The organism is Streptomyces sp. NPDC051822 (genome assembly GCF_044452745.1).
In the GTDB taxonomy this organism is placed as follows: domain Bacteria; phylum Actinomycetota; class Actinomycetes; order Streptomycetales; family Streptomycetaceae; genus Streptomyces.
Genome location: NZ_JBITBZ010000002.1, coordinates 642810 through 663346 on the forward strand (window position 1 = coordinate 642810; position 20537 = coordinate 663346).

The 20537-nt window shown below is 70.2% G+C and carries 21 protein-coding genes; 15 read left to right on the forward strand and 6 right to left on the reverse strand.

Features of this window, described 5'->3' with window-relative positions; all coding sequences use genetic code 11:
* Nucleotides 1-117: 117 nt before the first annotated feature.
* From ACIA8N_RS08745 to ACIA8N_RS08790, 10 genes are all read left to right on the forward strand, one after another.
* The gene (locus tag ACIA8N_RS08745; RefSeq protein ID WP_365782056.1) at nucleotides 118-531 is read left to right on the forward strand and encodes a hypothetical protein; all 414 of its coding nucleotides are present in this window, start codon (nucleotides 118-120) and stop codon (nucleotides 529-531) included.
* A 222-nt stretch (nucleotides 532-753) separates the two neighbouring features.
* A complete protein-coding gene (atpB, locus tag ACIA8N_RS08750; protein WP_030553529.1) occupies nucleotides 754-1563 on the forward strand; it encodes a F0F1 ATP synthase subunit A in 810 nt (269 codons plus the stop codon).
* 89 nt (nucleotides 1564-1652) lie between these two features.
* Entirely contained in the window at nucleotides 1653-1886 is a 234-nt protein-coding gene (gene atpE / locus ACIA8N_RS08755; RefSeq protein ID WP_030553531.1) for an ATP synthase F0 subunit C, read from the forward strand.
* Nucleotides 1887-1927: 41 nt separating this feature from the next.
* Nucleotides 1928-2473, forward strand: coding sequence for a F0F1 ATP synthase subunit B (locus tag ACIA8N_RS08760; protein WP_030553533.1), 546 nt, complete (start codon nucleotides 1928-1930; stop codon nucleotides 2471-2473).
* A complete protein-coding gene (locus ACIA8N_RS08765; protein WP_030210626.1) occupies nucleotides 2470-3285 on the forward strand; it encodes a F0F1 ATP synthase subunit delta in 816 nt (271 codons plus the stop codon). The genes ACIA8N_RS08760 and ACIA8N_RS08765 overlap by 4 nt, the downstream gene beginning before the upstream one ends.
* Before the next feature lie 137 nt (nucleotides 3286-3422).
* Entirely contained in the window at nucleotides 3423-5021 is a 1599-nt protein-coding gene (gene atpA, locus ACIA8N_RS08770; protein ID WP_359214655.1) for a F0F1 ATP synthase subunit alpha, read from the forward strand.
* Between the two features lie 20 nt (nucleotides 5022-5041).
* Nucleotides 5042-5959, forward strand: coding sequence for a F0F1 ATP synthase subunit gamma (locus tag ACIA8N_RS08775; protein WP_359214658.1), 918 nt, complete (start codon nucleotides 5042-5044; stop codon nucleotides 5957-5959).
* Nucleotides 5959-7401, forward strand: coding sequence for a F0F1 ATP synthase subunit beta (gene atpD / locus ACIA8N_RS08780; protein WP_030210618.1), 1443 nt, complete (start codon nucleotides 5959-5961; stop codon nucleotides 7399-7401). The genes ACIA8N_RS08775 and atpD overlap by 1 nt, the downstream gene beginning before the upstream one ends.
* Before the next feature lie 111 nt (nucleotides 7402-7512).
* Nucleotides 7513-7887, forward strand: coding sequence for a F0F1 ATP synthase subunit epsilon (locus ACIA8N_RS08785; protein WP_030210616.1), 375 nt, complete (start codon nucleotides 7513-7515; stop codon nucleotides 7885-7887).
* A 145-nt stretch (nucleotides 7888-8032) separates the two neighbouring features.
* Nucleotides 8033-8479, forward strand: a complete 447-nt coding sequence (locus ACIA8N_RS08790; protein ID WP_030553537.1) for a DUF2550 domain-containing protein — start codon at nucleotides 8033-8035, stop codon at nucleotides 8477-8479.
* Nucleotides 8480-8550: 71 nt separating this feature from the next.
* Here the strand turns inward: ACIA8N_RS08790 and ACIA8N_RS08795 are convergent, their stop codons facing one another.
* From ACIA8N_RS08795 to ACIA8N_RS08805, 3 genes are all read right to left on the reverse strand, one after another.
* Nucleotides 8551-10398, reverse strand: coding sequence for a glycosyl hydrolase family 18 protein (locus ACIA8N_RS08795; protein ID WP_399415977.1), 1848 nt, complete (start codon nucleotides 10396-10398; stop codon nucleotides 8551-8553).
* 124 nt (nucleotides 10399-10522) lie between these two features.
* Nucleotides 10523-11167 (reverse strand): response regulator transcription factor, encoded by a 645-nt coding sequence (locus ACIA8N_RS08800; RefSeq protein WP_365782052.1) that lies wholly within the window; start codon nucleotides 11165-11167, stop codon nucleotides 10523-10525.
* On the reverse strand, nucleotides 11164-12375 hold the full coding sequence (locus tag ACIA8N_RS08805) for a histidine kinase (RefSeq protein ID WP_365782050.1): 1212 nt from the start codon (nucleotides 12373-12375) through the stop codon (nucleotides 11164-11166). Before ACIA8N_RS08805 ends, ACIA8N_RS08800 begins: the two co-directional genes overlap by 4 nt.
* Before the next feature lie 152 nt (nucleotides 12376-12527).
* Between ACIA8N_RS08805 and ACIA8N_RS08810 the strand changes: the two genes are divergently transcribed.
* Nucleotides 12528-13160, forward strand: coding sequence for a hypothetical protein (locus ACIA8N_RS08810; RefSeq protein ID WP_365782048.1), 633 nt, complete (start codon nucleotides 12528-12530; stop codon nucleotides 13158-13160).
* Here the strand turns inward: ACIA8N_RS08810 and ACIA8N_RS08815 are convergent.
* The 3 genes from ACIA8N_RS08815 to ACIA8N_RS08825 form a co-directional block, all read right to left on the reverse strand.
* Nucleotides 13080-13652, reverse strand: coding sequence for a cob(I)yrinic acid a,c-diamide adenosyltransferase (locus ACIA8N_RS08815; protein WP_030210599.1), 573 nt, complete (start codon nucleotides 13650-13652; stop codon nucleotides 13080-13082). The two genes, ACIA8N_RS08810 and ACIA8N_RS08815, sit on opposite strands and share 81 nt — an antisense overlap.
* A 14-nt stretch (nucleotides 13653-13666) precedes the next feature.
* Nucleotides 13667-14416: an ABC transporter permease gene (locus tag ACIA8N_RS08820; protein WP_365782045.1), complete on the reverse strand. Its 750-nt coding sequence runs from the start codon at nucleotides 14414-14416 to the stop codon at nucleotides 13667-13669.
* A gap of 171 nt (nucleotides 14417-14587) precedes the next feature.
* Nucleotides 14588-15361, reverse strand: coding sequence for an ATP-binding cassette domain-containing protein (locus ACIA8N_RS08825; protein ID WP_365782043.1), 774 nt, complete (start codon nucleotides 15359-15361; stop codon nucleotides 14588-14590).
* A gap of 88 nt (nucleotides 15362-15449) precedes the next feature.
* On the opposite strand from ACIA8N_RS08825, the gene ACIA8N_RS08830 reads away from it, so the two are divergent.
* The 4 genes from ACIA8N_RS08830 to ACIA8N_RS08845 all read left to right on the forward strand — a co-directional run bounded on the left by ACIA8N_RS08830 (nucleotide 15450) and on the right by ACIA8N_RS08845 (nucleotide 20468).
* The gene (locus ACIA8N_RS08830; protein ID WP_365782041.1) at nucleotides 15450-16088 is read left to right on the forward strand and encodes a TetR/AcrR family transcriptional regulator; all 639 of its coding nucleotides are present in this window, start codon (nucleotides 15450-15452) and stop codon (nucleotides 16086-16088) included.
* Nucleotides 16089-16269: 181 nt separating this feature from the next.
* Nucleotides 16270-17118, forward strand: coding sequence for a 3-hydroxyacyl-CoA dehydrogenase family protein (locus tag ACIA8N_RS08835; RefSeq protein WP_030210575.1), 849 nt, complete (start codon nucleotides 16270-16272; stop codon nucleotides 17116-17118).
* 126 nt (nucleotides 17119-17244) lie between these two features.
* Entirely contained in the window at nucleotides 17245-17568 is a 324-nt protein-coding gene (locus ACIA8N_RS08840; RefSeq protein ID WP_030210572.1) for an STAS domain-containing protein, read from the forward strand.
* A gap of 245 nt (nucleotides 17569-17813) precedes the next feature.
* Nucleotides 17814-20468 (forward strand): ATP-binding protein, encoded by a 2655-nt coding sequence (locus ACIA8N_RS08845; RefSeq protein WP_399415981.1) that lies wholly within the window; start codon nucleotides 17814-17816, stop codon nucleotides 20466-20468.
* Nucleotides 20469-20537: the final 69 nt, after the last annotated feature.

The window sequence follows — 20537 nt, forward strand, 5'->3', positions numbered from 1 at the left end:
CGACAGAGCCGAAAGACCGTAGTGCGACGGTCCGTTGGCCCCGAGACCCACCTCGGACCGGGCTTACGCTCGTCCATGACGACACCATCGCCCCCTCCATCAAGCGGAGACACCGCCATGCCGTCCAACGACGCACGCCTTCTTCTGCACATCGCCGTACCCACCGCAGCTGTCGGCGCCGTCGCCGCAGTCATCAGCGGGGTGGTCGCCGGTGGGAAGGGCGCGATCGGCGCCGTCGTCGGCACCCTGGTGGTGATTCTCTTCATGGGGATCGGGCAGGTGGTTCTCCAGCGGACGGCGAAGTCTCTCCCGCACCTCTTCCAGGCCATGGGGCTGATGCTCTACACGGCCCAGCTGCTGGTGCTCTTCATCTTCCTGGCCTTGCTCAAGAAGACCACGCTGTTCGACTTCAAGGCCTTCGCCCTCACGTTGCTCGCGACGACCGTGGTGTGGGTCGCCGCACAGGCTCGGGCCTACATGAAGGCCAAGATCGCGTACATCGACCCCGGAAACACGGGGTCCAAGTCGTGAAGGGTAGGGCCGGGATAAAGCCGCGTTCGGCTTCCTGCTATCGTCCGGTGCCAACTGCGGCACTGCGGGCGCGGGCATCCGAGACGCCTGTCCCAGCGCGAGGCTCGATGCCGAACCGCCGCCCCCTTATCCGTAAGACCAGTCCAGTGCCGACCCGCGGCTGCGTGCCGCGCCGACACAACGAGGTTGCCGTACCTATGCGCCACGCTGAAGGAGCCCGCGGTGAGTGCTGACCAGACGCTTGCCTTCGACCCGGATTGCCACATCTTCACCGGATGTGGCTTCCCGGCGCCGGGCCTGCACACGTTCATGTACGAGCCCATGTTCTCCGTGGGTGGCTTCGACTTCTCCAAGCCGATGCTGCTCGCCATCCTGGGTTCGCTCGTGGTCGTCGGGTTCTTCTGGGCCGCCTTCAACAAGCCCAAGCTGATCCCCGGCAAGATGCAGATGGTCGGTGAGGCCGGCTACGACTTCGTGCGCCGCGGCATCGTCTACGAGATCATCGGCAAGAAGGACGGCGAGAAGTACGTCCCCTTCATGGTGTCGCTGTTCTTCTTCGTCTGGATCATGAACCTCTGGTCGATCGTTCCGCTCGCCCAGTTCCCGGTCACCTCGCTGATCGCGTTCCCGGCGGCGCTCGCACTGATCGTCTACGTGCTCTGGGTCTCCCTGACCTTCAAGAAGCACGGGTTCGTCGGCGGCTGGAAGAACATCGTCGGCTGGGACAAGTCCCTCGGCCCGATCCTGCCGCTCATCGTGGTCCTCGAATTCTTCTCGAACCTGATCATCCGGCCTTTCACGCACGCGGTCCGACTGTTCGCGAACATGTTCGCCGGTCACCTGCTCATCGTGATGTTCTCGCTGGCCTCCTGGTACCTGCTGAACGGCATCGGCATCGTCTACGCCGGTACGTCGTTCGTGATGGTCGTGGTGATGACCGGCTTCGAGCTCTTCATCCAGGCTGTCCAGGCGTACGTCTTCGTCCTCCTTGCCTGCAGCTACATCCAGGGCGCTCTCTCCGAGCACCACTGAGTCCGGTCCTGACCGGCAGCACCCCCTGAACCAACAGTCGTCCGGTGGCCAACCCCCACCGGGTCCTTGAAAGAGAAGGAAGAACCGGCATGTCCCAGACCCTCGCCGCTGTGACCGGCAACGTCGCCTCCATCGGCTACGGCCTCGCGGCCATCGGCCCCGGCGTCGGCGTCGGCATCATCTTCGGTAACGGCACCCAGGCCCTCGCCCGTCAGCCCGAGGCGGCCGGCCTGATCCGCACCAACCAGATCATGGGTTTCGCCTTCTGTGAGGCGCTCGCCCTCATCGGCATCGTCATGGGCTTCGTCTACCCGTCTGCCTAAGACGGAATTGACAGCCCGACTTTTTCACGGAAGGCACTGATGTGAACGCTCTGCTTCTTGCGGCAGCGGAGGAGCCCCAGCCTCCTCTGATCCCGCATCTCGACGAGCTCGTCATCGGCCTGATCGCCTTCGTCATCGTCTTCGGCTTCCTCGCCAAGAAGCTCCTCCCGAACATCAACAAGGTTCTGGAGCAGCGTCGCGAGGCCATCGAGGGTGGCATCGAGAAGGCCGAGTCGGCCCAGATCGAGGCTCAGAGTGTGCTGGAGCAGTACAAGGCCCAGCTCGCCGAGGCCCGCCACGAGGCCGCGCGTCTTCGCCAGGAGGCGACGGAGCAGGGCACCGCGATCATCCAGGAGATGAAGGCGGAGGGCCAGCGCCAGCGCGAGGAGATCATCGCGGCCGGTCACGCGCAGATCGAGGCCGACCGCAAGGCCGCCTCCGCGTCGCTGCGCCAGGACGTGGGCAAGCTCGCCACCGACCTGGCCGGCAAGCTGGTCGGCGAGTCCCTCGAGGACACCGCCCGCCAGAGCCGCACGATCGACCGCTTCCTCGACGAGCTCGAGGAGAAGGCCGAGGCCGTCCGATGAACGGAGCGAGCCGCGAGGCACTGTCCGCCGCCCGTGAGTCCCTCGACGCGCTGACCGACAACACCTCGGTCGACGCGACGAAGCTCGCGGACGAGCTGACGTCCGTCACCGCGCTGCTCGACCGCGAGGTGTCGCTGCGCCGGGTCCTGACCGACCCCGCTCAGTCGGGTGAGGCCAAGGCCGAGCTCGCGCAGCGACTCCTGAGCGGTCAGGTGGGCGGCGAGACCGTCGACCTGGTCTCCGGCATGGTGCGTTCCCGCTGGTCGCGCTCGCGTGACCTGGTCGACGCGGCCGAGGAACTGGCGAACATCGCCGACCTCACCGCGGCGCAGAAGGCGGGCGCGCTCGACGACGTCGAGGACGAGCTGTTCCGGTTCGGCCGGATCGTGTCCTCCAGCCCCGAGCTCCGCTCGGCGCTGACGGACAAGGCCGCCAAGGCCACCGCCAAGGGCGAGCTGCTCCGCAGCCTGCTCGGCGGCAAGGCCCACGCCACCACCGAGCGCCTGGTCGTCCGTCTGGTGACCCAGCCCCGTGGACGTAGCCTGGAAGCGGGACTCGAGTCCCTGTCCAAGCTCGCCGCGGCGCGCCGGAACCGGATGGTCGCCGTCGTCACCTCGGCGGTGCCGCTGTCCGACCAGCAGAAGCAGCGCCTCGGTGCCGTCCTGGCCAAGCTGTACGGCCGTGCGATGCACCTGAACCTGGACGTGGACCCGACGGTCCTCGGCGGGATCACCGTGCAGGTCGGCGACGAGGTCATCAACGGTTCCATCGCGGAGCGCCTCGACGAGGCGACCCGTCGACTGGCCGGCTGACGGCAGCCACAGAACACAGCATCACAGCATCACCAGCGGCCCGGTTGGGCCGTGCAGAGATTGCAGAAGATTCCTGGGGGTCGGCCCCCAGACCCCTTAAGAAACTTCGGGCCCAACAAGGAGAGCAGGGAACCCAGATGGCGGAGCTCACGATCCGGCCGGAGGAGATCCGGGACGCACTGGAGAACTTCGTCCAGTCGTACCAGCCGGACGCGGCCTCGCGCGAGGAGGTCGGCACGGTCAGCCTGGCCGGTGACGGTATCGCGAAGGTCGAGGGTCTTCCCTCGGCCATGGCGAACGAGCTGCTGAAGTTCGAGGACGGGACCCTGGGTCTCGCGCTGAACCTCGAAGAGCGCGAGATCGGCGCGATCGTCCTCGGCGAGTTCAACGGCATCGAGGAGGGGCAGTCGGTGCAGCGCACCGGCGAGGTCCTCTCCGTCGGCGTCGGTGAGGGTTACCTGGGTCGCGTCGTCGACCCGCTCGGCAACCCGATCGACGGTCTCGGCGAGATCGCGACCGAGGGCCGCCGCGCCCTCGAGCTGCAGGCCCCGGGCGTTATGGCCCGTAAGTCGGTGCACGAGCCGATGGAGACCGGCTACAAGGCCGTCGACGCCATGACGCCGGTCGGCCGTGGTCAGCGTCAGCTGATCATCGGTGACCGTCAGACCGGCAAGACCGCGCTGTGCGTCGACACGATCATCAACCAGCGTGACAACTGGCGCTCGGGCGACGTGAACAAGCAGGTCCGCTGCATCTACGTCGCCGTCGGCCAGAAGGGCTCGACCATCGCGTCCGTTCGCGGCGCCCTGGAAGAGGCCGGTGCGCTCGAGTACACGACGATCGTCGCCGCCCCGGCGTCCGACCCGGCCGGCTTCAAGTACCTGGCGCCGTACACCGGTTCCGCCATCGGTCAGCACTGGATGTACCAGGGCAAGCACGTCCTGATCGTCTTCGACGACCTGTCGAAGCAGGCCGACGCCTACCGCGCCGTGTCGCTGCTGCTGCGCCGCCCGCCGGGCCGTGAGGCCTACCCGGGTGACGTCTTCTACCTGCACTCGCGTCTCCTCGAGCGCTGCGCGAAGCTCTCGGACGAGCTGGGTGCCGGTTCGATGACCGGTCTCCCGATCGTCGAGACCAAGGCGAACGACGTGTCGGCGTTCATCCCGACCAACGTCATCTCCATCACCGACGGCCAGTGCTTCCTGGAGTCCGACCTGTTCAACGCCGGCCAGCGTCCGGCCCTGAACGTCGGTATCTCGGTCTCGCGTGTCGGTGGCTCCGCCCAGCACAAGGCGATGAAGCAGATCTCCGGCCGCCTTCGCGTGGACCTGGCCCAGTTCCGTGAGCTGGAGGCGTTCGCCGCCTTCGGTTCCGACCTGGACGCCGCCTCCAAGGCGCAGCTGGAGCGTGGACAGCGCATGGTCGAGCTGCTCAAGCAGGCTCAGTACCAGCCGATGCCCACCGAGAACCAGGTCGTCTCCGTCTGGGCCGGTACCACCGGCAAGATGGACGACGTCCCGGTCGTCGACATCCGTCGCTTCGAGGCCGAGATGCTGGCGTACCTCCGCCAGAGCCACTCGGGCCTCATGACCTCCATTCGTGAGGGCGGCAAGATGTCGGACGACACCCTGCAGGCCGTGGGCGACGCCATCGCGGAGTTCAAGAAGCAGTTCGAGACCTCTGACGGCAAGCTGCTGGGCGAGGACGCTCCTGCCGCCGTCAACGTCTCGAAGTGACGACGGAAGGGACCTGACTCATGGGAGCGCAGCTCCGGGTCTACAAGCGTCGCATCAAATCCGTCACCGCGACGAAGAAGATCACCAAGGCGATGGAGATGATCGCCGCCTCGCGTGTCGTCAAGGCGCAGCGCAAGGTACAGGCGTCGACTCCGTACGCGACCGAGCTGACCCGCGCGGTCACGGCGGTGGCCACGGGTGCCAATGACAAGCACCCGCTGACCACCGAGGCGGAGAACCCGATCCGTGCCGCGGTCCTGCTCCTCTCGAGCGACCGCGGTCTGGCCGGCGCCTTCAACTCCAACGCCATCAAGGCGGCGGAAAAGCTGACGGCGAAGCTGGAGGGCGAGGGCCGCGAGGTCACCGTCTACGTCGTCGGCCGTCGTGGCATCGCGCACTACAACTTCCGCGAGCGGAAGCTGGCCGGTACGTGGACCGGGTTCACGGACCAGCCGTCGTACGGCGACGCCAAGACGATCGCGGCACCGCTGATCGAGGCGATCGAGAAGGACACGGCCGAGGGTGGTGTGGACGAGCTCCACATCGTCTACACCGAGTTCGTCTCGATGATGACGCAGACGGCGGTCGAGGCCCGGCTGCTGCCCCTCAGCCTCGATGAGGTGGCGAAGGAAGCAGGCGACACGGACACGCTCCGTCCGCTGTACGACTTCGAGCCGTCGGCGGAGGACGTCCTCGACGCCCTGCTGCCCCGGTACGTCGAGAGCCGGATCTACAACGCGCTGCTCCAGTCGGCTGCCTCCAAGCACGCCGCCACGCGCCGCGCGATGAAGTCGGCCACCGACAACGCGGGAGACTTGATCAACAATCTCTCCCGACTTGCCAACGCGGCCCGCCAGGCCGAAATCACCCAGGAAATCAGCGAGATCGTCGGTGGCACCGCAGCCCTGGCCGACGCGACCGCGGGGAGTGACAAGTAATGACGACCACTGTTGAGACGGCCGCCGCCACGGGCCGCGTCGCCCGGGTCATCGGCCCGGTCGTCGACGTGGAGTTCCCCGTCGACGCGATGCCGGCGATCTACAACGCCCTGCACGTCGAGGTCATGGACCCGACCGAGGAGGGCGCGACCAAGACGCTGACCCTCGAGGTCGCCCAGCACCTCGGTGACGGCGTCGTCCGCGCCATCTCCATGCAGCCCACCGACGGTCTGGTCCGCCAGGCCCCGGTGACCGACACGGGCACGGGCATCACCGTCCCGGTCGGTGACGTCACCAAGGGTCGTGTGTTCAACACGCTCGGCCAGGTGCTGAACGACGACGAGTCCACCGTGGCCGACGCGCCGCGCTGGACCATCCACCGCAAGGCCCCGGCCTTCGACCAGCTCGAGTCCAAGACCGAGATGTTCGAGACCGGCCTGAAGGTCGTCGACCTTCTCACCCCGTACGTCAAGGGTGGAAAGATCGGTCTGTTCGGTGGTGCCGGTGTCGGCAAGACCGTTCTGATCCAGGAAATGATCGTCCGTGTGGCCAAGCTGCACGACGGTGTGTCGGTCTTCGCGGGCGTCGGCGAGCGCACCCGTGAGGGCAACGACCTCATGGTGGAGATGGAGGAGGCCGGCGTTCTGGACAAGACCGCGCTGGTCTTCGGCCAGATGGACGAGCCCCCGGGCACCCGTCTGCGCGTGGCCCTCGCCGGTCTGACCATGGCGGAGTACTTCCGCGATGTGCAGAAGCAGGACGTGCTGTTCTTCATCGACAACATCTTCCGCTTCACCCAGGCCGGTTCCGAGGTGTCGACCCTGCTCGGCCGTATGCCCTCCGCGGTGGGTTACCAGCCGAACCTGGCCGACGAGATGGGTCTCCTCCAGGAGCGCATCACCTCGACCCGTGGTCACTCGATCACCTCGATGCAGGCGATCTACGTCCCCGCGGACGACCTGACCGACCCGGCTCCGGCCACCACCTTCGCCCACCTCGACGCGACGACGGTTCTCTCCCGTCCGATCTCCGAGAAGGGCATCTACCCGGCCGTGGACCCGCTGGACTCCACGTCCCGGATCCTGGACCCGCGCTACATCGCGCAGGACCACTACGACGCCGCCACGCGCGTCAAGGGAATCCTGCAGAAGTACAAGGACCTCCAGGACATCATCGCGATCCTCGGTATCGACGAGCTGAGCGAGGAGGACAAGCTCGTTGTCCACCGCGCCCGGCGTGTCGAGCGCTTCCTGTCCCAGAACACCCACGCGGCGAAGCAGTTCACCGGTGTGGACGGTTCGGACGTTCCGCTCGACGAGTCGATCGCCGCGTTCAACGCGATCTGCGACGGTGAGTACGACCACTTCCCCGAGCAGGCGTTCTTCATGTGTGGTGGCCTCGAGGACCTCAAGGCCAACGCCAAGGAGCTCGGCGTCTCCTGAGCCCCGTGCTCTCCCGAGGGGGGCGGGTCCGTCCCGCCCCCCTCACCACGCCCACTAGAATTGACCCCAACACCCGGCACGACCGCCGGGTGGTGACCCGAGGAGCCACCCTTGGCTGCTGAGCTGCACGTCGAGCTGGTCGCCGCGGACCGGAGTGTCTGGTCCGGCGAGGCCACCCTGGTCATCGCGCGTACCACCTCCGGCGACATCGGCGTCATGCCCGGCCACCAGCCGCTGCTCGGTGTGCTGGAGTCGGGCCCGGTGACCATCCGTACCAGTGAGGGCGCGACCGTCGTCGCGGCCGTCCACGGCGGATTCATCTCCTTCGCCGACGACAAGCTGTCTCTGCTCGCGGAGATCTGCGAGCTGGCGGACGAGATCGACGCCCAGCGCGCCGAGCGCGCGCTGGAGCGTGCGAAGGCGGATTCCGACGCTGCCGCCGAGCGGCGCGCCGATGTCCGGCTGCGCGCGGTAGCGGTCCGCTGACGGTCCGCGCCGAGTAGTAGTGCCCTCAGCCGCGGCACGGTCGGAATTTTCCAGACCGTGTCGCGGCTGAGGCGATGCAGATGCAGGTTGTATTCGGTTGTGCCGGCGGTGCCGGCTACGGGACGCAGCGAGGAGGTCGGTGAAGATGTTCCTCGCTCTGCTCGTGTGCGGCCTGGTCGTCGCACTGGTGGTGATCGGGCTCTTCGTCTTCGGCTTGCGCCGCAGGCTGATCCAGCGTGCCGGCGGCACCTTCGACTGCTCCCTGCACTGGAACGTCCCCGACGAGCCGGACCCGACCGGCAAGGGCTGGGTCTACGGTGTCGCCCGCTACAGCGGTGACGAGATCGCCTGGTTCCGCGTCTTCTCGTACGCTCCCCGGCCGCGCCGGGTCCTCGAGCGCTCGTCCATCGTGGCCCTGGAGCGCCGGATGCCGGAGGGCGAGGAGGAGCTCGCGCTGCTCTCCGACGCGGTGATCCAGCCCTGTATGTACGAGGGCGTGCGGCTGGAGCTGGCGATGAGCGAGGACGCGCGGACCGGTTTCATGGCCTGGCTGGAGGCGGCGCCTCCCGGGCAACGGGTGAACGTCGCGTAAGAGACGTGAGGAAGCGGGGGTCGGCGTGCTGCGCCGACCCCCGCTTCGTCGTTCGCGGCCTGTCGTACGTGCTAGTTCAGGCCGTTGTTGATGGCTCCGACGAGTTCACCGTTGCCGGTGTCACCGCTGAACTCCCAGAAGAAGGCGCCGCCCAGGCCCTGGTTCTTCGCCCAGCTCATCTTGGACGTGACCGTGGCCGGGGTGTCGTAGCTCCACCAGTTGGTGCCGCAGTGGGCGTACGCGGTGCCCGCGACGGTGCCGGTGGCCGGGCAGGAGGCCTTGAGGACCTTGTAGTCCTCGATGCCCTGCTCGTAGGTGCCGGCCGCGGGGCCGGTCGCCGTGCCGCCGGGGGCGGACTGGGTGACGCCGGTCCAGCCGCGGCCGTAGAAGCCGATGCCGAGGAGCAGCTTGTTGGCGGGGATGCCCTTCGCCTTGAACTTGGCGATGGCCTCGGCGGAGTTGAAGCCGGCCTGCGGGATGCCGGCGTACGAGGTGAGCGGGGAGTGCGGGGCCGTCGGGCCCTTGGCCGCCCAGGCGCCGAAGAAGTCGTACGTCATCACGTTGAACCAGTTCATGTACTGCGCGGCGCCCGCGTAGTCGGCGGCTTCGATCTTGCCGCCGGCGGAGGCGTCGGCGGTGACGGCCGCGGTGACCAGGTTGTTGGCTCCGAACTTGGCGCGCATGGCCTGCATCATGTTCTTGAAGGACGCGGCGCCGCTGGTGTCACAGGACAGACCGCAGGCGTTGGGGTACTCCCAGTCGAGGTCGATGCCGTCGAAGACGTCGGCCCAGCGCGGGTCCTCGACGAGGTCGTAGCAGGACTGGGCGAAGGCGGCCGGGTTCTGGACGGCCTGGCCGAAGCCGCCGGACCAGGTCCAGCCGCCGAAGGACCAGAGGATCTTGATGTTCGGGTAGGCCTTCTTCAGCTTGCGCAGCTGGTTGAAGTTGCCGCGCAGCGGCTGGTCCCAGGTGTCGGCGACGCCGTCGACGGACTGGTCGGCGGTGTAGGCCTTGTCGTAGTCGGCGTAGGCGTCGCCGATGGTGCACTTGCCGCCCGTGACGTTGCCGAAGGCGTAGTTGATGTGGGTGATCTTGGACGCGGAGCCCGAGGTCACGATGTTCTTCACGTGGTAGTTGCGGCCGTAGACGCCCCAGTTGGTGAAGTAGCCCATCTTCACGGTGTTGCCGACCGGCGGGTTGGTCCCGCCGCCCGTCGTGCGGACGGAGGCAGCACCGCTCGCCGGGCCGGTCTGGTCGATGGTGTCGCGGGCGACGACCGTGTAGCTGTAGTCGGTGCCGGCGGTCAGGCCGGTGTTGGTGTACGTGAGCCCGGTGACCGTGGCGATCGTGGCGCCGTCACGCTTGACGTCGTAGTTCTTGATGCCCTTGTCGTCGGTGGCGGCCGTCCAGGTGAGCTTCACCGAGGTGTCGGTGACGGCGGAGGCGACGGGGGTGCCGGGGGCCGAGGGGGCGTTGTCGCCCGGCTGGCTGGTGCCGTCGCAGGGGCCCCCGTTGACCTTGCAGCCGGTCGGGGAGCCGGTCCCCGTGCCGTTGAAGCCGAAGGAGATGCTGGCGCCGGGGGCGAGGGTGCCGTTCCAGCCGACGTTCTTGGCGGTCCAGTGGGTGCCCGAGCCGGTGACGGTGGCGTCCCAGGCGGAGGTGACGGCCGTGCCGGCGGGGTAGTCCCACTCGACGGTCCAGGAGGAGAGGGTGGTGGTGCCGGTGTTCTTCACCGTCCACTTGCCCTCGAAGCCGGTGCCCCAGTCGGAGGCCTTGGTGTAGGTGGCGGTGGCCGATGCGGCGGCCTCGGCGGGGGTGGCGAGGCCGACCATGGCGGCCAGCGGCAGGATCAGGGCGGTCAGACCGGCGGCGGCCCGGTGTCTGAACCCTGTTCTGCGCGTCGGTGCTTGAGTGCTCAACGGTGCTCCTCAAGTTGCGGACGGACATGGGTGGGGGTGGTCCGTGAAGATGCGCGCGCCCCGCGAGCGTAGGAAGGTCTGTACCAATCGTCAAGAGGTCCAGACCAACGTCACCGCCGCCCCCTCAGACCCCCAACTCCTGCGCGAGCACCGCCGCTTGGACCCTGCTCCGCAGCTCCAGCTTCCCCAGCACCTTGCTGACGTGCGTCTTCACCGTCGCCTCCGCCATGTCGAGCCGTACCGCGATCTCCGCGTTCGACAGGCCCCGCCCGAGCGCGGAGAGCACCTCGCGCTCCCGGGGAGTGAGCGAGGTGAGGATCCCTGGATCCGACGTCCGTACGGGACGGCCCGTCGCCGCGAACTCGGCGATGAGGCGCCGGGTCACCGCGGGGGCGATCAGGCCCTCGCCGCGCGCCACCGTCCGTACGGCCTCGATCAGCTCCCGCGCGTCCGCGTTCTTCAGCAGGAAACCCGCCGCGCCCGCCCGCAGCGCCCCGAACACGTACTCGTCCAGATCGAAGGTGGTCAGGACGAGGACGTCCGCGAGGCCCTCCGCGACCACGATGCCCGTCGCCGTCACCCCGTCCATCCTCGGCATCTGCACGTCCATCAGGACCAGATCCGGACGGAGTTCGCGGGCCAGCTCCACCGCGCGCTCGCCGTCCGGGGCCTCCCCGACCACCTCGATGTCCGGCGCGCTGCCCAGGATGAGGACGAGCCCCGCCCGCACCGCGTTCTGGTCCTCCGCGACCACCACCCGCACCGTCATGTCCGGTCCTCGTCGTTCCTGTCCATGGGCAGCTCCGCCCGTACCCGCCATCGCTTCCGCCCCTCGCCGTCCGACACCGGACCGGCCTCGAAGACCCCGTCGAGCAGGGCCACCCGTTCCCGCATCCCCACCAGACCCGCGCCCGAACCCGGGGCGGTCGGCCCCGGGCGCTCCCCGTACGGACTCGACACCTCCACGGAGAGCGCGTCCGGGCCCTGCGCGAGCGTGATCCGCACCTCGCCGGGGGCCGCGTGCTTGAGGGCGTTCGTCAGCGCCTCCTGCACGATCCGGTACGCGGCGAGCTCCACCGGAGCCGGCGGCGTTCCCGCCGACTCCCGGGTGTCGTCCAGGACGAAGGTCAGCCCGGCGGGGTCGCCGTTCGGCCCCGCCTGCGCGACCAGCGCGTCGAGGGCGGCCAGGGTGGGCGCGGCGGCCGGCTCCGTCTCCGCGCCGCTGTCCCTGAGCAGCCCGATGAGCCGCCGCATCTCGGCCAGGCCCGCCACGCTGTTCTCCCGGATCACCGTCAGGGCCTGCCGGGTCGTCCCCGGATCGTCGAGGGAGAGCGCCGCCGTCGAGTGGATCGCGATCGCCGAGAGATGGTTCGCCACCATGTCGTGCAGCTCCCGCGCCATCCGGGCCCGCTCCGCCACCACCGCCTGCGCCCGGTCCATCTCGGCGAGCAGCGCCGTCTGCTCGGCCCGTAGCCGGGCGGCCTCCGCCGCGTTCCTGTGGTTGCGCACGATCGAGCCCGTCACCGCGGGCAGGAAGGAGACCATGCCGGTCAGCGCGCCCACGAGCAGCGCGATCGCGTTCTGCCACCAGACCAGGAAGGCGCCCGTCGTCGCGACGGTGATCAGCCCCATGACGTACGGGATGCGCCGGGCCTGGGCGGGTGTGCCGTACAGCACCGCCGCGTAGACCACGTCCGTGAACATCAGGACCGTGGCGAGATTGCCGTTGGTGAGCTGGTCGCCGACGATCGCGAGGGTGGCGACGATCAGGGCGAACCGGGGAGCGGTACGGCGCACGGTCTCCGTCGCGGCCATCACGGTCAGCGGGATCAGCGTCGCCCAGCGCTGCCCGAAGACGTGGTCGAACGTCACGTACAGCCCGAACGACCACAGGAGCAGTCCGCCGGCGAGTCCGCAGGCCGCGATGAGCAGGTCGACGCGGTGCGGGCGGGGGAGTGCGGGGCGGGGGAGCGTCACGTACTCATCCAACACGGCCGCCCGCCGGGCGACCTCCTCGTCCGGGCCGATCCGGCCCTCCGCCGAAGGATGTAGACGCACTTCGTCACCGGCGACGACGAACGCGGCCGGATCCCACGGGACGCTGAAGGGGAACCGAAAGGGGAACCGTCGTGATCGTCACGCTGATCGTCGTCTGTGAGATCGGTTTCTGGGTCCTGCTGGCCGCGGGCCTCGCCGCCCGCTACCTCCTGAAGATGCCCCGGACGGGTGCCGCGCTGCTGCTGTGCGAGCCGCTCCTGGAGGTGCTGCTCCTCGTCGTCACCGCGATCGACCTGAAGAACGGCGCCGATCCCAGCTGGAAGCACGGCCTCGCCGCCGTCTACATCGGCTATACCGTCGGCCACGGTCACCGGACCGTGAAGTGGCTCGACGGCCACGCCGCCCACCGCTTCGGCGGCGCGCCGCCGCCCGTGAAGCCGCCGCGGTACGGCATGGCGCGCGCCCGGCACGAGGGCGCGGTCTGGCTGGGTTCGGTGGTCGCCGCGGCCGTCGCGTCCGGCCTGCTGCTCCTGGCGATCTGGTACGTCGGCGACGACGGGAACACGGACGGGCTGCGGAGCTGGATCTTCTTCGCCTGGCGGGCGGCGGGCATCCACGGCCTGATCGCGCTCAGCTACGCGATCTGGCCGAAGAAGGCCCCGGAGGGGATCTCGGAAGACGGCTCAGCGGTCCCCGCCCGGGACCCAGAGCACGTCCCCGACCTCCTTGTTCGCCGTACGGGCAAGGATGAAGAGAAGGTCTGAGAGGCGGTTGAGGTAGGTCGCGGTCAGGGTGTTCATCGTCTCCCCGTGGATCTCCAGGGCCGCCCAGGTGGAGCGCTCGGCCCGCCGGACCACCGTGCACGCCTGGTGCAGCAGGGCAGCGCCGGGCGTGCCGCCCGGCAGGATGAAGGAGCGCAGCTTCTCCAGCTCCTCGAGGAAGCGGTCGCAGTCGGCCTCCAGCTTGTCGACGTAGCTCTGCTCGACGCGGAGCGGGGGGTACTTCGGGTCCTCCACCACCGGCGTGCAGAGGTCCGCTCCCACGTCGAACAGGTCGTTCTGGACCCGGACGAGGACCTTCACGACCTCCTCGTCGAGCTGCCCGAGGGCGATCGCCGTACCGATGGCGGCGTTGGCCTCGTTGGCGTCGGCGTACGCCGAGATCCGCGGATCCGTCTTTGCGGTCCGGCTCATGTCGCCGAGGGCGGTGGTGCCCTGGTCGCCGGTACGGGTGTAGATGCGCGTCAGATTGACCATGGGGCCAAGCGTAGTTACGCGCCGGAGCTTCGGAACGTCCGTGTGCCCACCGTCACTGCCAGTGCCGCCACTCCCAGGGCGACGAGCACCCCGTGGAGCAGGGCCGGTGTCGTGTAGTGGCCGACGTACGCCTCGCGGACCGCGTCCACCAGGTAGCGGAACGGCATGACGTGCGAGAGCGCGTCGAGCCAGCCGGGGGCGAGCGTCATCGGCAGCATCAGGCCCGACAGCAGCATCGCCGGCATCGCGAGCGTGTTGATCGCGGGGCCGAACGACTGGGGGGTGCGCAGCCTGAGGGCGAGCGCGTACGAGAGCGAGGCGAGCGCCACCGACAGCAGGGCCACGAAGCCGAAGCCGATCAGGATCCCGGCGAGCGGAGCCCGCAGGCCCATCGGCAGCGCCACCAGGACGAGCAGGACCGCCTGGAAGACGAAGAGCGCGGCGTCCCGCAGGACCCGGCCGAGGAGCAGGGCGAGACGGCTGACGGGGGTGACCCGCATCCGGTCGAACACGCCCCAGTTCTTCTCCATGATGATCGAGAAACCGGCGAACGAGGCGCCGAAGAGCCCCAATTGGAGCAGCAGGCCGGGGACGAGGACCTGCCAGGAATCGCCCTCGCGGCCGAGCGGGAGGCCGGTGAGCAGCGGCCCGAAGAAGAAGAGGTAGAGCAGCGGCATCAGGACGCCGAAGAAGATCTGGAAGGGGGAGCGCAGGGTCTGGCGGGCGTAGCGCCCGAAGAGGAGCGCGGTGTCGTGGAGAAGCATCAGTGGTCCTAGGGGGTGTCTTGTCGGTCAGGCCGGATCAGGGAGCGGGGTCTGGTGCCGTGGATCGCAAGGCGGAGGAGGGCGCCATGGCGGAGCCATGGCAACCGACGGCAACGCGGCGAGGCGCGGTGTCAGACGCCGCGAGCCCGGCCTGATCGGCACGACACCCCCCTAGACGGCTACAGGAGTGGTGTCGACGGGGGCCGGGCCCCGGCCGGTGATGGCGAGGAAGGCGTCCTGGAGCGTCGTCGCGCCGTGAGCGGCCTTGAGCGCGGCGGGGCTGCCCTCGGCGACGACCGTGCCCTTGTCCACGATCACCAGCCGGTCGGCGAGTGCGTCGGCCTCGTCCAGGTAGTGGGTGGTGAGGACGACGGTGGTGCCGTACTCGTCGCGCAGCCTTCGCACCAGGGCCCACAGGTCGGCGCGGCTGCCGGGGTCGAGCCCCGTCGTCGGCTCGTCGAGGAGGAGGAGCTCCGGCCGGTGGGTGAGCCCCATCGCGAGGTCGAGCCGTCGCCGCTGGCCGCCGGAGAGCGCCGGGGTCGCGCGGTCGAGGAATTCGGTGAGGCCCAGGTCGGCGGCGAGTTCCTCGGCGCGGGCCGCAGCGCGGGCACGGCTCATGCCGTAGAGCCGGCCTTGGGTGACGAGTTCCGACCGGACGGTCTCCTGGGGGTCGAGGCCGCCGGACTGGGCGACGTACCCGATGCGCCGGCGTACGGCGGCGGGGTCCCGTACGAGGTCGTGGCCGGCGACGGTGGCGGCGCCTGCCGTGGGCGGGAGGAGCGTGGTGAGCATCCGGAGCGTGGTGGTCTTCCCGGCGCCGTTGGGTCCGAGCAGTCCGACGATCTCGCCGGGCCGGACGGTCAGGTCGATCCCGCGGACGGCCTCGACGGTGCCGTTCCTGGTAGTGAAGGTCCGGGCGAGCCCGGCCGTACTGATGATGGGCATGGCGACTACGAAAACAGAGTCACTGAAATTTTGCAATGTCACCAAAAATAGAGCGTCACTGAAGTTTCAGGGAGCCTAGGATGGGCGCATGGCCGAGGGACTCAGGGAACGCAAGAAGCGCGAGACGAAGCAGCGGATCTCGGACATCGCGACCGGGCTGTTCCTGGAACGGGGCTTCGCCCACGTGACCGTCGCGGACGTCGCCGAGGCGGCGGACGTCTCCGTCAACACCGTGTACAACTACTTCCCGGCCAAGGAGGACCTCTTCCTCGACCGGATGGACGGCGTCACCCAGCGCCTCGCCCGGATGATCCGGGGACGCGACCGGGGGGAGTCCGCCGCCCGTGCCGTGCTGCGCGGACTGCGTCAGGACATCGGCGCCGTCTCACCCGCGTACGGACTCATGGACGGCTTCGACGCCTTCATGAACGTCATCGAGCACGCCCCCACCCTCAAGGCCCGGCTCTTCCACGTCCAGGAGCAGGTGCAGGACGCCGTGGTCGCCGTGCTCCGGGAGGAGACCGGCGCGCCCGCCGACGACCCGCTGCCGTTCCTCGTCGGCGGGCAGCTCGCCTGGATCGAGAACACCGCCGTCGGCTTCATCACCCGCGAGATGACCACGGGAGGCAAGGCGACAGCCGTCTCGCGCAAGGCACTCGTGCTCCTCGACGAGATCGAGGAGCTGCTGAGCGAGAGGGTCCTGGGCTACGCCGTACGCGAGCGGTGACGACCCTCGCGCACGCACGCCGGGCACCCGGCGGCCGCCGGGACGCCCGAACGGGGTGTCGTGAGTGTGACGTCCGTCAAAGAGGGCGTGACGCGCATTACTTCACGGTCACATGGCGGCTCCGTACCGCTAATCTCCGCCGGAGAGCCAGAAGTGAACAGGCGTTAAGGGGTGGAACATCGTGGCCAGGAAGCTCGCCGTCATCGGGGCCGGACTCATGGGGTCCGGCATCGCGCAGGTCTCGGCACAGGCGGGCTGGGACGTCGTCCTGCGTGACGTCACCGACGCCGCCCTCACCCGCGGCACCGACGGCATCAAGGCGTCGTACGAGCGGTTCGTCGCCAAGGGCAAGCTGGACGCCGCCGACGCCGAGGCGGCGCTCGGCCGGATCACCGCCACGACCGAGCTCGAAGCCGTCGCCGACGCGGACATCGTCGTCGAGGCCGTCTTCGAGAACCTCGACGTCAAGCACGAGATCTTCCGCTCGCTCGACAAGATCGTCAAGGACGGCGCCGTCCTCGCCTCCAACACCTCCGCGATCCCGATCACCAAGATCGCCGCGGTGACGGAGCGTCCCGAGGCAGTCGTCGGCGTCCACTTCTTCTCGCCGGTGCCGATGATGCAGCTCGTCGAGCTCGTCCGCGGCTACAAGACCAGCGACGAGACCCTCGCCGCCGCCCGGGAGTTCGCCGAGTCCGTCGGCAAGACCTGCATCGTCGTCAACCGCGACGTCGCCGGCTTCGTCACCACCCGGCTCATCTCCGCCCTCGTCGTCGAGGCCGCCAAGCTCCACGAGTCGGGCGTCGCCACCGCCGAGGACATCGACATCGCCTGCAAGCTCGGCTTCGGCCACGCCATGGGCCCGCTCGCCACGGCCGACCTCACCGGCATCGACATCCTGGTGAACGCCGCCAACAACATCTACACGGAGTCCCAGGACGAGAAGTTCGCGCCGCCGGAGCTGATGCGCCGGATGGTGGACGCGGGTGACATCGGACGCAAGAGCGGGCAGGGCTTCTACAAGTACTGAGCCGGACCCGCCACCCCGCCTCACCCCGTGGGGTGAATTCAGGTACCGGTTCGCTGACAAGGCGCAACGCTTCTGCTGTCACGGCAGTCAGTTGTTGCGAAGACGGAGCACTCTCGGGGAGCACATATGCATATCAGGGGCGACCACGTCGAGCTGGTCGTCGGGGGCCGCCTCGACGTCCGCAGCGCGGCGGACGCCCGTACGGTCCTGCACTCGGCCGTCGACGACGGTGTCGGCGATCTCGTGCTCGACCTGACCGGCCTCGACTCCTGGGACGCGACCGGACTCGGCGTGATCATGGGCGCCCACCGACGGGCCGGCCGCTGCGGCAGGCGCCTCGTGCTGCGCGGGGTGCCACCCCAGATGCAGCGGCTGCTCGTCGCCACCCGGCTGCACCGCATCCTCGCCATCGAGGGCGGCCTCGCCCTGGAGTCCCTGCCCCGGGTCTGATCCCCGCCCCGGGTCCGACGGACACCGGGGTGGCGGCCGTCCCGGCGGCGGCCGCACGGGTACGGGCGTGTGAAGCAGCTGTGTGATCCAGGCGTCACGCTCAATCCTCACAAGACCGTGACGTCTTGGTCTCCGGGGCACCCCACCTGTTCCCGGCCGCCTGACCACGGTCTAGGGTTCGGTCGCCTGCACATTGACGGAACCACCCGGCGGGCACCGGACACCGCTTCTTGGGGGCTTGGACCATGGACCCGATCAACCGGGGGCCGGAGGAGTACGGACACGACTCCGAGGGCGACGGCGCCCGCCAGGGACGAGGCACGCCCGTACCCGCGCCCGCACCCGTGCGTGCCCGCGTCGTCCGGATCCTCTCCGGCGACCTGCTCGTCACCGTCAACCCCGTCGACGGCAGCGAGATCGAGCCCTGCCCGCCCGGCCGGGAATCCGCCGCCCCCCGTCCCCGTACCCCCGAGGAGCGCGCCGAGGCCGCCCGCGCCGCCGCCCCGGCCGTCCCGCCGGGCCCGCCCGCGCCCGCGCTGCCTCTCCTCGAACGCCAGGAGGAGCGCGAGCGCCTCGCCGGGATCCTCGGCCGCGGCCGCTCCGCGCGCCTGACCGGCCCCGCCGGATCCGGCCGCACCGCGCTCCTCGACGCGGTCGCCGCCGACTGCGCGGACCTCGCCCCCGACGGGGTCGTCCGGCTGTCCGGCCACCACCGCACCCCGGCCGAACTCCTCCACGAGCTCTTCGCCGCCGTCCGGTACGCCCCCGAACACCGGCCCGGCCGCGCCGAACTCCCCGACCGGCTCCGCGACGTCGGGGCCGTCGTCGTCGTCGACGACCTGGAGTTCGGCGGCGCCGCCCTCGACGAGCTCCTCGCCGCCGCCCCCGAATGCGCCTTCCTCCTCGCCGCAGGACCGGACGTCCCCGCGCCCTCGCCCGAAGCCCACGTCGAGGAGCTCCACCTCGCCGGCCTCGGCCGCGGCTCCGCCCTGAAGCTCCTGGAGAGCGCCGCCGGACGCACCCTCACCGACGACGAGGCCAACTGGGCCGGCGACCTGTGGTTCGAGTCCGAGGGCCTGCCGCTGCGGTTCGTCCAGGCAGGGGCACTGCTCCGGCAGCGTGACCGGCTCCGCGTCACCCCGGCAGAGTTCGACGCCTTCGGCGCCCTCGAAGAGGCCTTCGGGCCCACCGACCCCGCCGCGGCGGCCGCCGTCGCCGCGGCCGCCTTCGACGGAGTCGACGACCACGACGTCGAACTGCGCGAGATACCCCTGCCCAGTCTCGGCGAGGGCGCCGCGCCCGCCGCCCTGCTGGCCTCCCGGCTCAGCCGCTCCGCCCAGACCACCCTGCGGTTCGCCGTCGCCCTCGGCGGCGAGGTCCCGCACCAGGCCCACCTGCCGGCCCTGGTCGGCGACACCCACGCCGACGCCGCCCTCGGCGAACTCATGGCCTGCGGCCTGCTCTCGCCGGTCGGCCCCCGCTACCGTCTCGCCGTCGGCGTCCTCACCCAGCTGCTCGCCCAGGGGTACGGGACCGAGGCCGCCGACCGCGCCCACACCGTCGCCCAGCACTACGTCTGGTGGACGACCCATCCCTCCGTCACCCCGGAGCGGGCCGCCGCCGAGTCCGACGCCCTCCTCGCAGCCCTGGCCGTCTGCGTCGGTACGGGGACCGCCACCCCGGTCGACGCCGAGGTGACCGCCGAACACCGCGCCACCGCCGTCCGGCTCGCCCGTGCCGCCGCCCCCGCCTTCGCCGCGGGACTGCACTGGGGCGCCTGGGAACGCGCCCTGCGCGCCGGACAGGAGGCCGCCCGGCTCACCGGAGAGGTCGCGGAGGAGGCCTACTTCCACCACGAGCTCGGTGTCCTGGCCCTCTGCACCGGAAACCTGGAGCGGGCCCGCGCCGAACTGGAGGCCTCCATCGGCATGCGCGGGGTGCTCGCCGACAAGCGCGGCACCGTCGCCGGCCGCCGGGCGCTCGCCCTCGTCGCCGACCTCGCCGGAGACCACGGCGCCCCGGCCGCGGGGCCCGTCTCGCCGCCCCGCGGCACCCCGGCCCTGCGCGGCCCGGCCGCACGCCCGGCCAGGGAGGCCGCCACGGCCGCCCTGCCGCTCGGCCCGGTACAGCCGGCTCCGCCGGTCGGCCCGGTGGGGCAGAACAAGCCCGCCGCGGCCCCGGCGTTCGCGTTTCCGGACTTCGCGGACAAGGGCCCGACGCTCGTCACCCGGCCCGACACCGACCACGGCGACGGCCGCCGCAGCCTCAAGAGCGGCATCCTCACCGGCGCGCGCCGCAACCTCGCCGCCGTCGGCGCGGGCGCCCTCCTCGTCGCCGTCCTCGGCACCGTCGTGACCCTCGGGGCGACCTCCGGCAGCGGCGACGACCCGGCCGTCAACCGCGTCACCTCCGACAGCACCGCGACCGAGGACCCCACCGACGGCGGGGCGGACGGCGCGGACGGCGAGGAGCCGCCGGCCGAGGGCGAGGCGGGGGAGCCGGGCGAGACCGGCGACCCCACCCACTCCGGCTCCCCGAGCCCGTCCGGCTCCGGCAGCGCGTCGCCGTCCTCCTCCACGAGCCCCGGCACCACGGGCTCGTCGTCGCCGTCGGACTCCCCGACGGCGACGACGTCCCCCACGGGGACCACGGAGCCGACGACGGCTCCCACCACGACGAGCGGGCCGCGCCCGACGACCACGCGCCCGGCGCCGACGACCGCCTCGCCGAAACCGCCGACGACCACCACCTCGCCGTCGCCGTCGACGACACCGCCCGCGACGACACCGCCGGTCACCACCAGCCCGCCGACGACGGACGCCCCGAGCAACTCCGCCTCCGCGACCCTCGGCGCCTCGCCCGCCCCCGGCGACTCCACGAGCGCGGAGACGCCCGCCTGACGGACGTACCCCGACGGCGTACGACCGAGGTGTACGACGACGGCCCCGGGTGCGGTGGAACGCACCCGG

Excerpts from the sequence above, each read along its gene's own strand:
- ACIA8N_RS08745 (WP_365782056.1), top strand. The coding sequence starts at position 118 with ATGCCGTCCAACGACGCACGCCTTCTTCTGCACATCGCCGTACCCACC.
- atpE (WP_030553531.1), top strand. The coding sequence starts at position 1,653 with ATGTCCCAGACCCTCGCCGCTGTGACCGGCAACGTCGCCTCCATCGGC.
- ACIA8N_RS08765 (WP_030210626.1), top strand. The coding sequence starts at position 2,470 with ATGAACGGAGCGAGCCGCGAGGCACTGTCCGCCGCCCGTGAGTCCCTC.
- atpA (WP_359214655.1), top strand. The coding sequence starts at position 3,423 with ATGGCGGAGCTCACGATCCGGCCGGAGGAGATCCGGGACGCACTGGAG.
- ACIA8N_RS08775 (WP_359214658.1), top strand. The coding sequence starts at position 5,042 with ATGGGAGCGCAGCTCCGGGTCTACAAGCGTCGCATCAAATCCGTCACC.
- atpD (WP_030210618.1), top strand. The coding sequence starts at position 5,959 with ATGACGACCACTGTTGAGACGGCCGCCGCCACGGGCCGCGTCGCCCGG.
- ACIA8N_RS08790 (WP_030553537.1), top strand. The coding sequence starts at position 8,033 with ATGTTCCTCGCTCTGCTCGTGTGCGGCCTGGTCGTCGCACTGGTGGTG.
- ACIA8N_RS08800 (WP_365782052.1), bottom strand. The coding sequence starts at position 11,167 with ATGACGGTGCGGGTGGTGGTCGCGGAGGACCAGAACGCGGTGCGGGCG.
- ACIA8N_RS08815 (WP_030210599.1), bottom strand. The coding sequence starts at position 13,652 with ATGGTCAATCTGACGCGCATCTACACCCGTACCGGCGACCAGGGCACC.
- ACIA8N_RS08820 (WP_365782045.1), bottom strand. The coding sequence starts at position 14,416 with ATGCTTCTCCACGACACCGCGCTCCTCTTCGGGCGCTACGCCCGCCAG.
- ACIA8N_RS08825 (WP_365782043.1), bottom strand. The coding sequence starts at position 15,361 with ATGCCCATCATCAGTACGGCCGGGCTCGCCCGGACCTTCACTACCAGG.
- ACIA8N_RS08830 (WP_365782041.1), top strand. The coding sequence starts at position 15,450 with ATGGCCGAGGGACTCAGGGAACGCAAGAAGCGCGAGACGAAGCAGCGG.
- ACIA8N_RS08840 (WP_030210572.1), top strand. The coding sequence starts at position 17,245 with ATGCATATCAGGGGCGACCACGTCGAGCTGGTCGTCGGGGGCCGCCTC.
- ACIA8N_RS08845 (WP_399415981.1), top strand. The coding sequence starts at position 17,814 with ATGGACCCGATCAACCGGGGGCCGGAGGAGTACGGACACGACTCCGAG.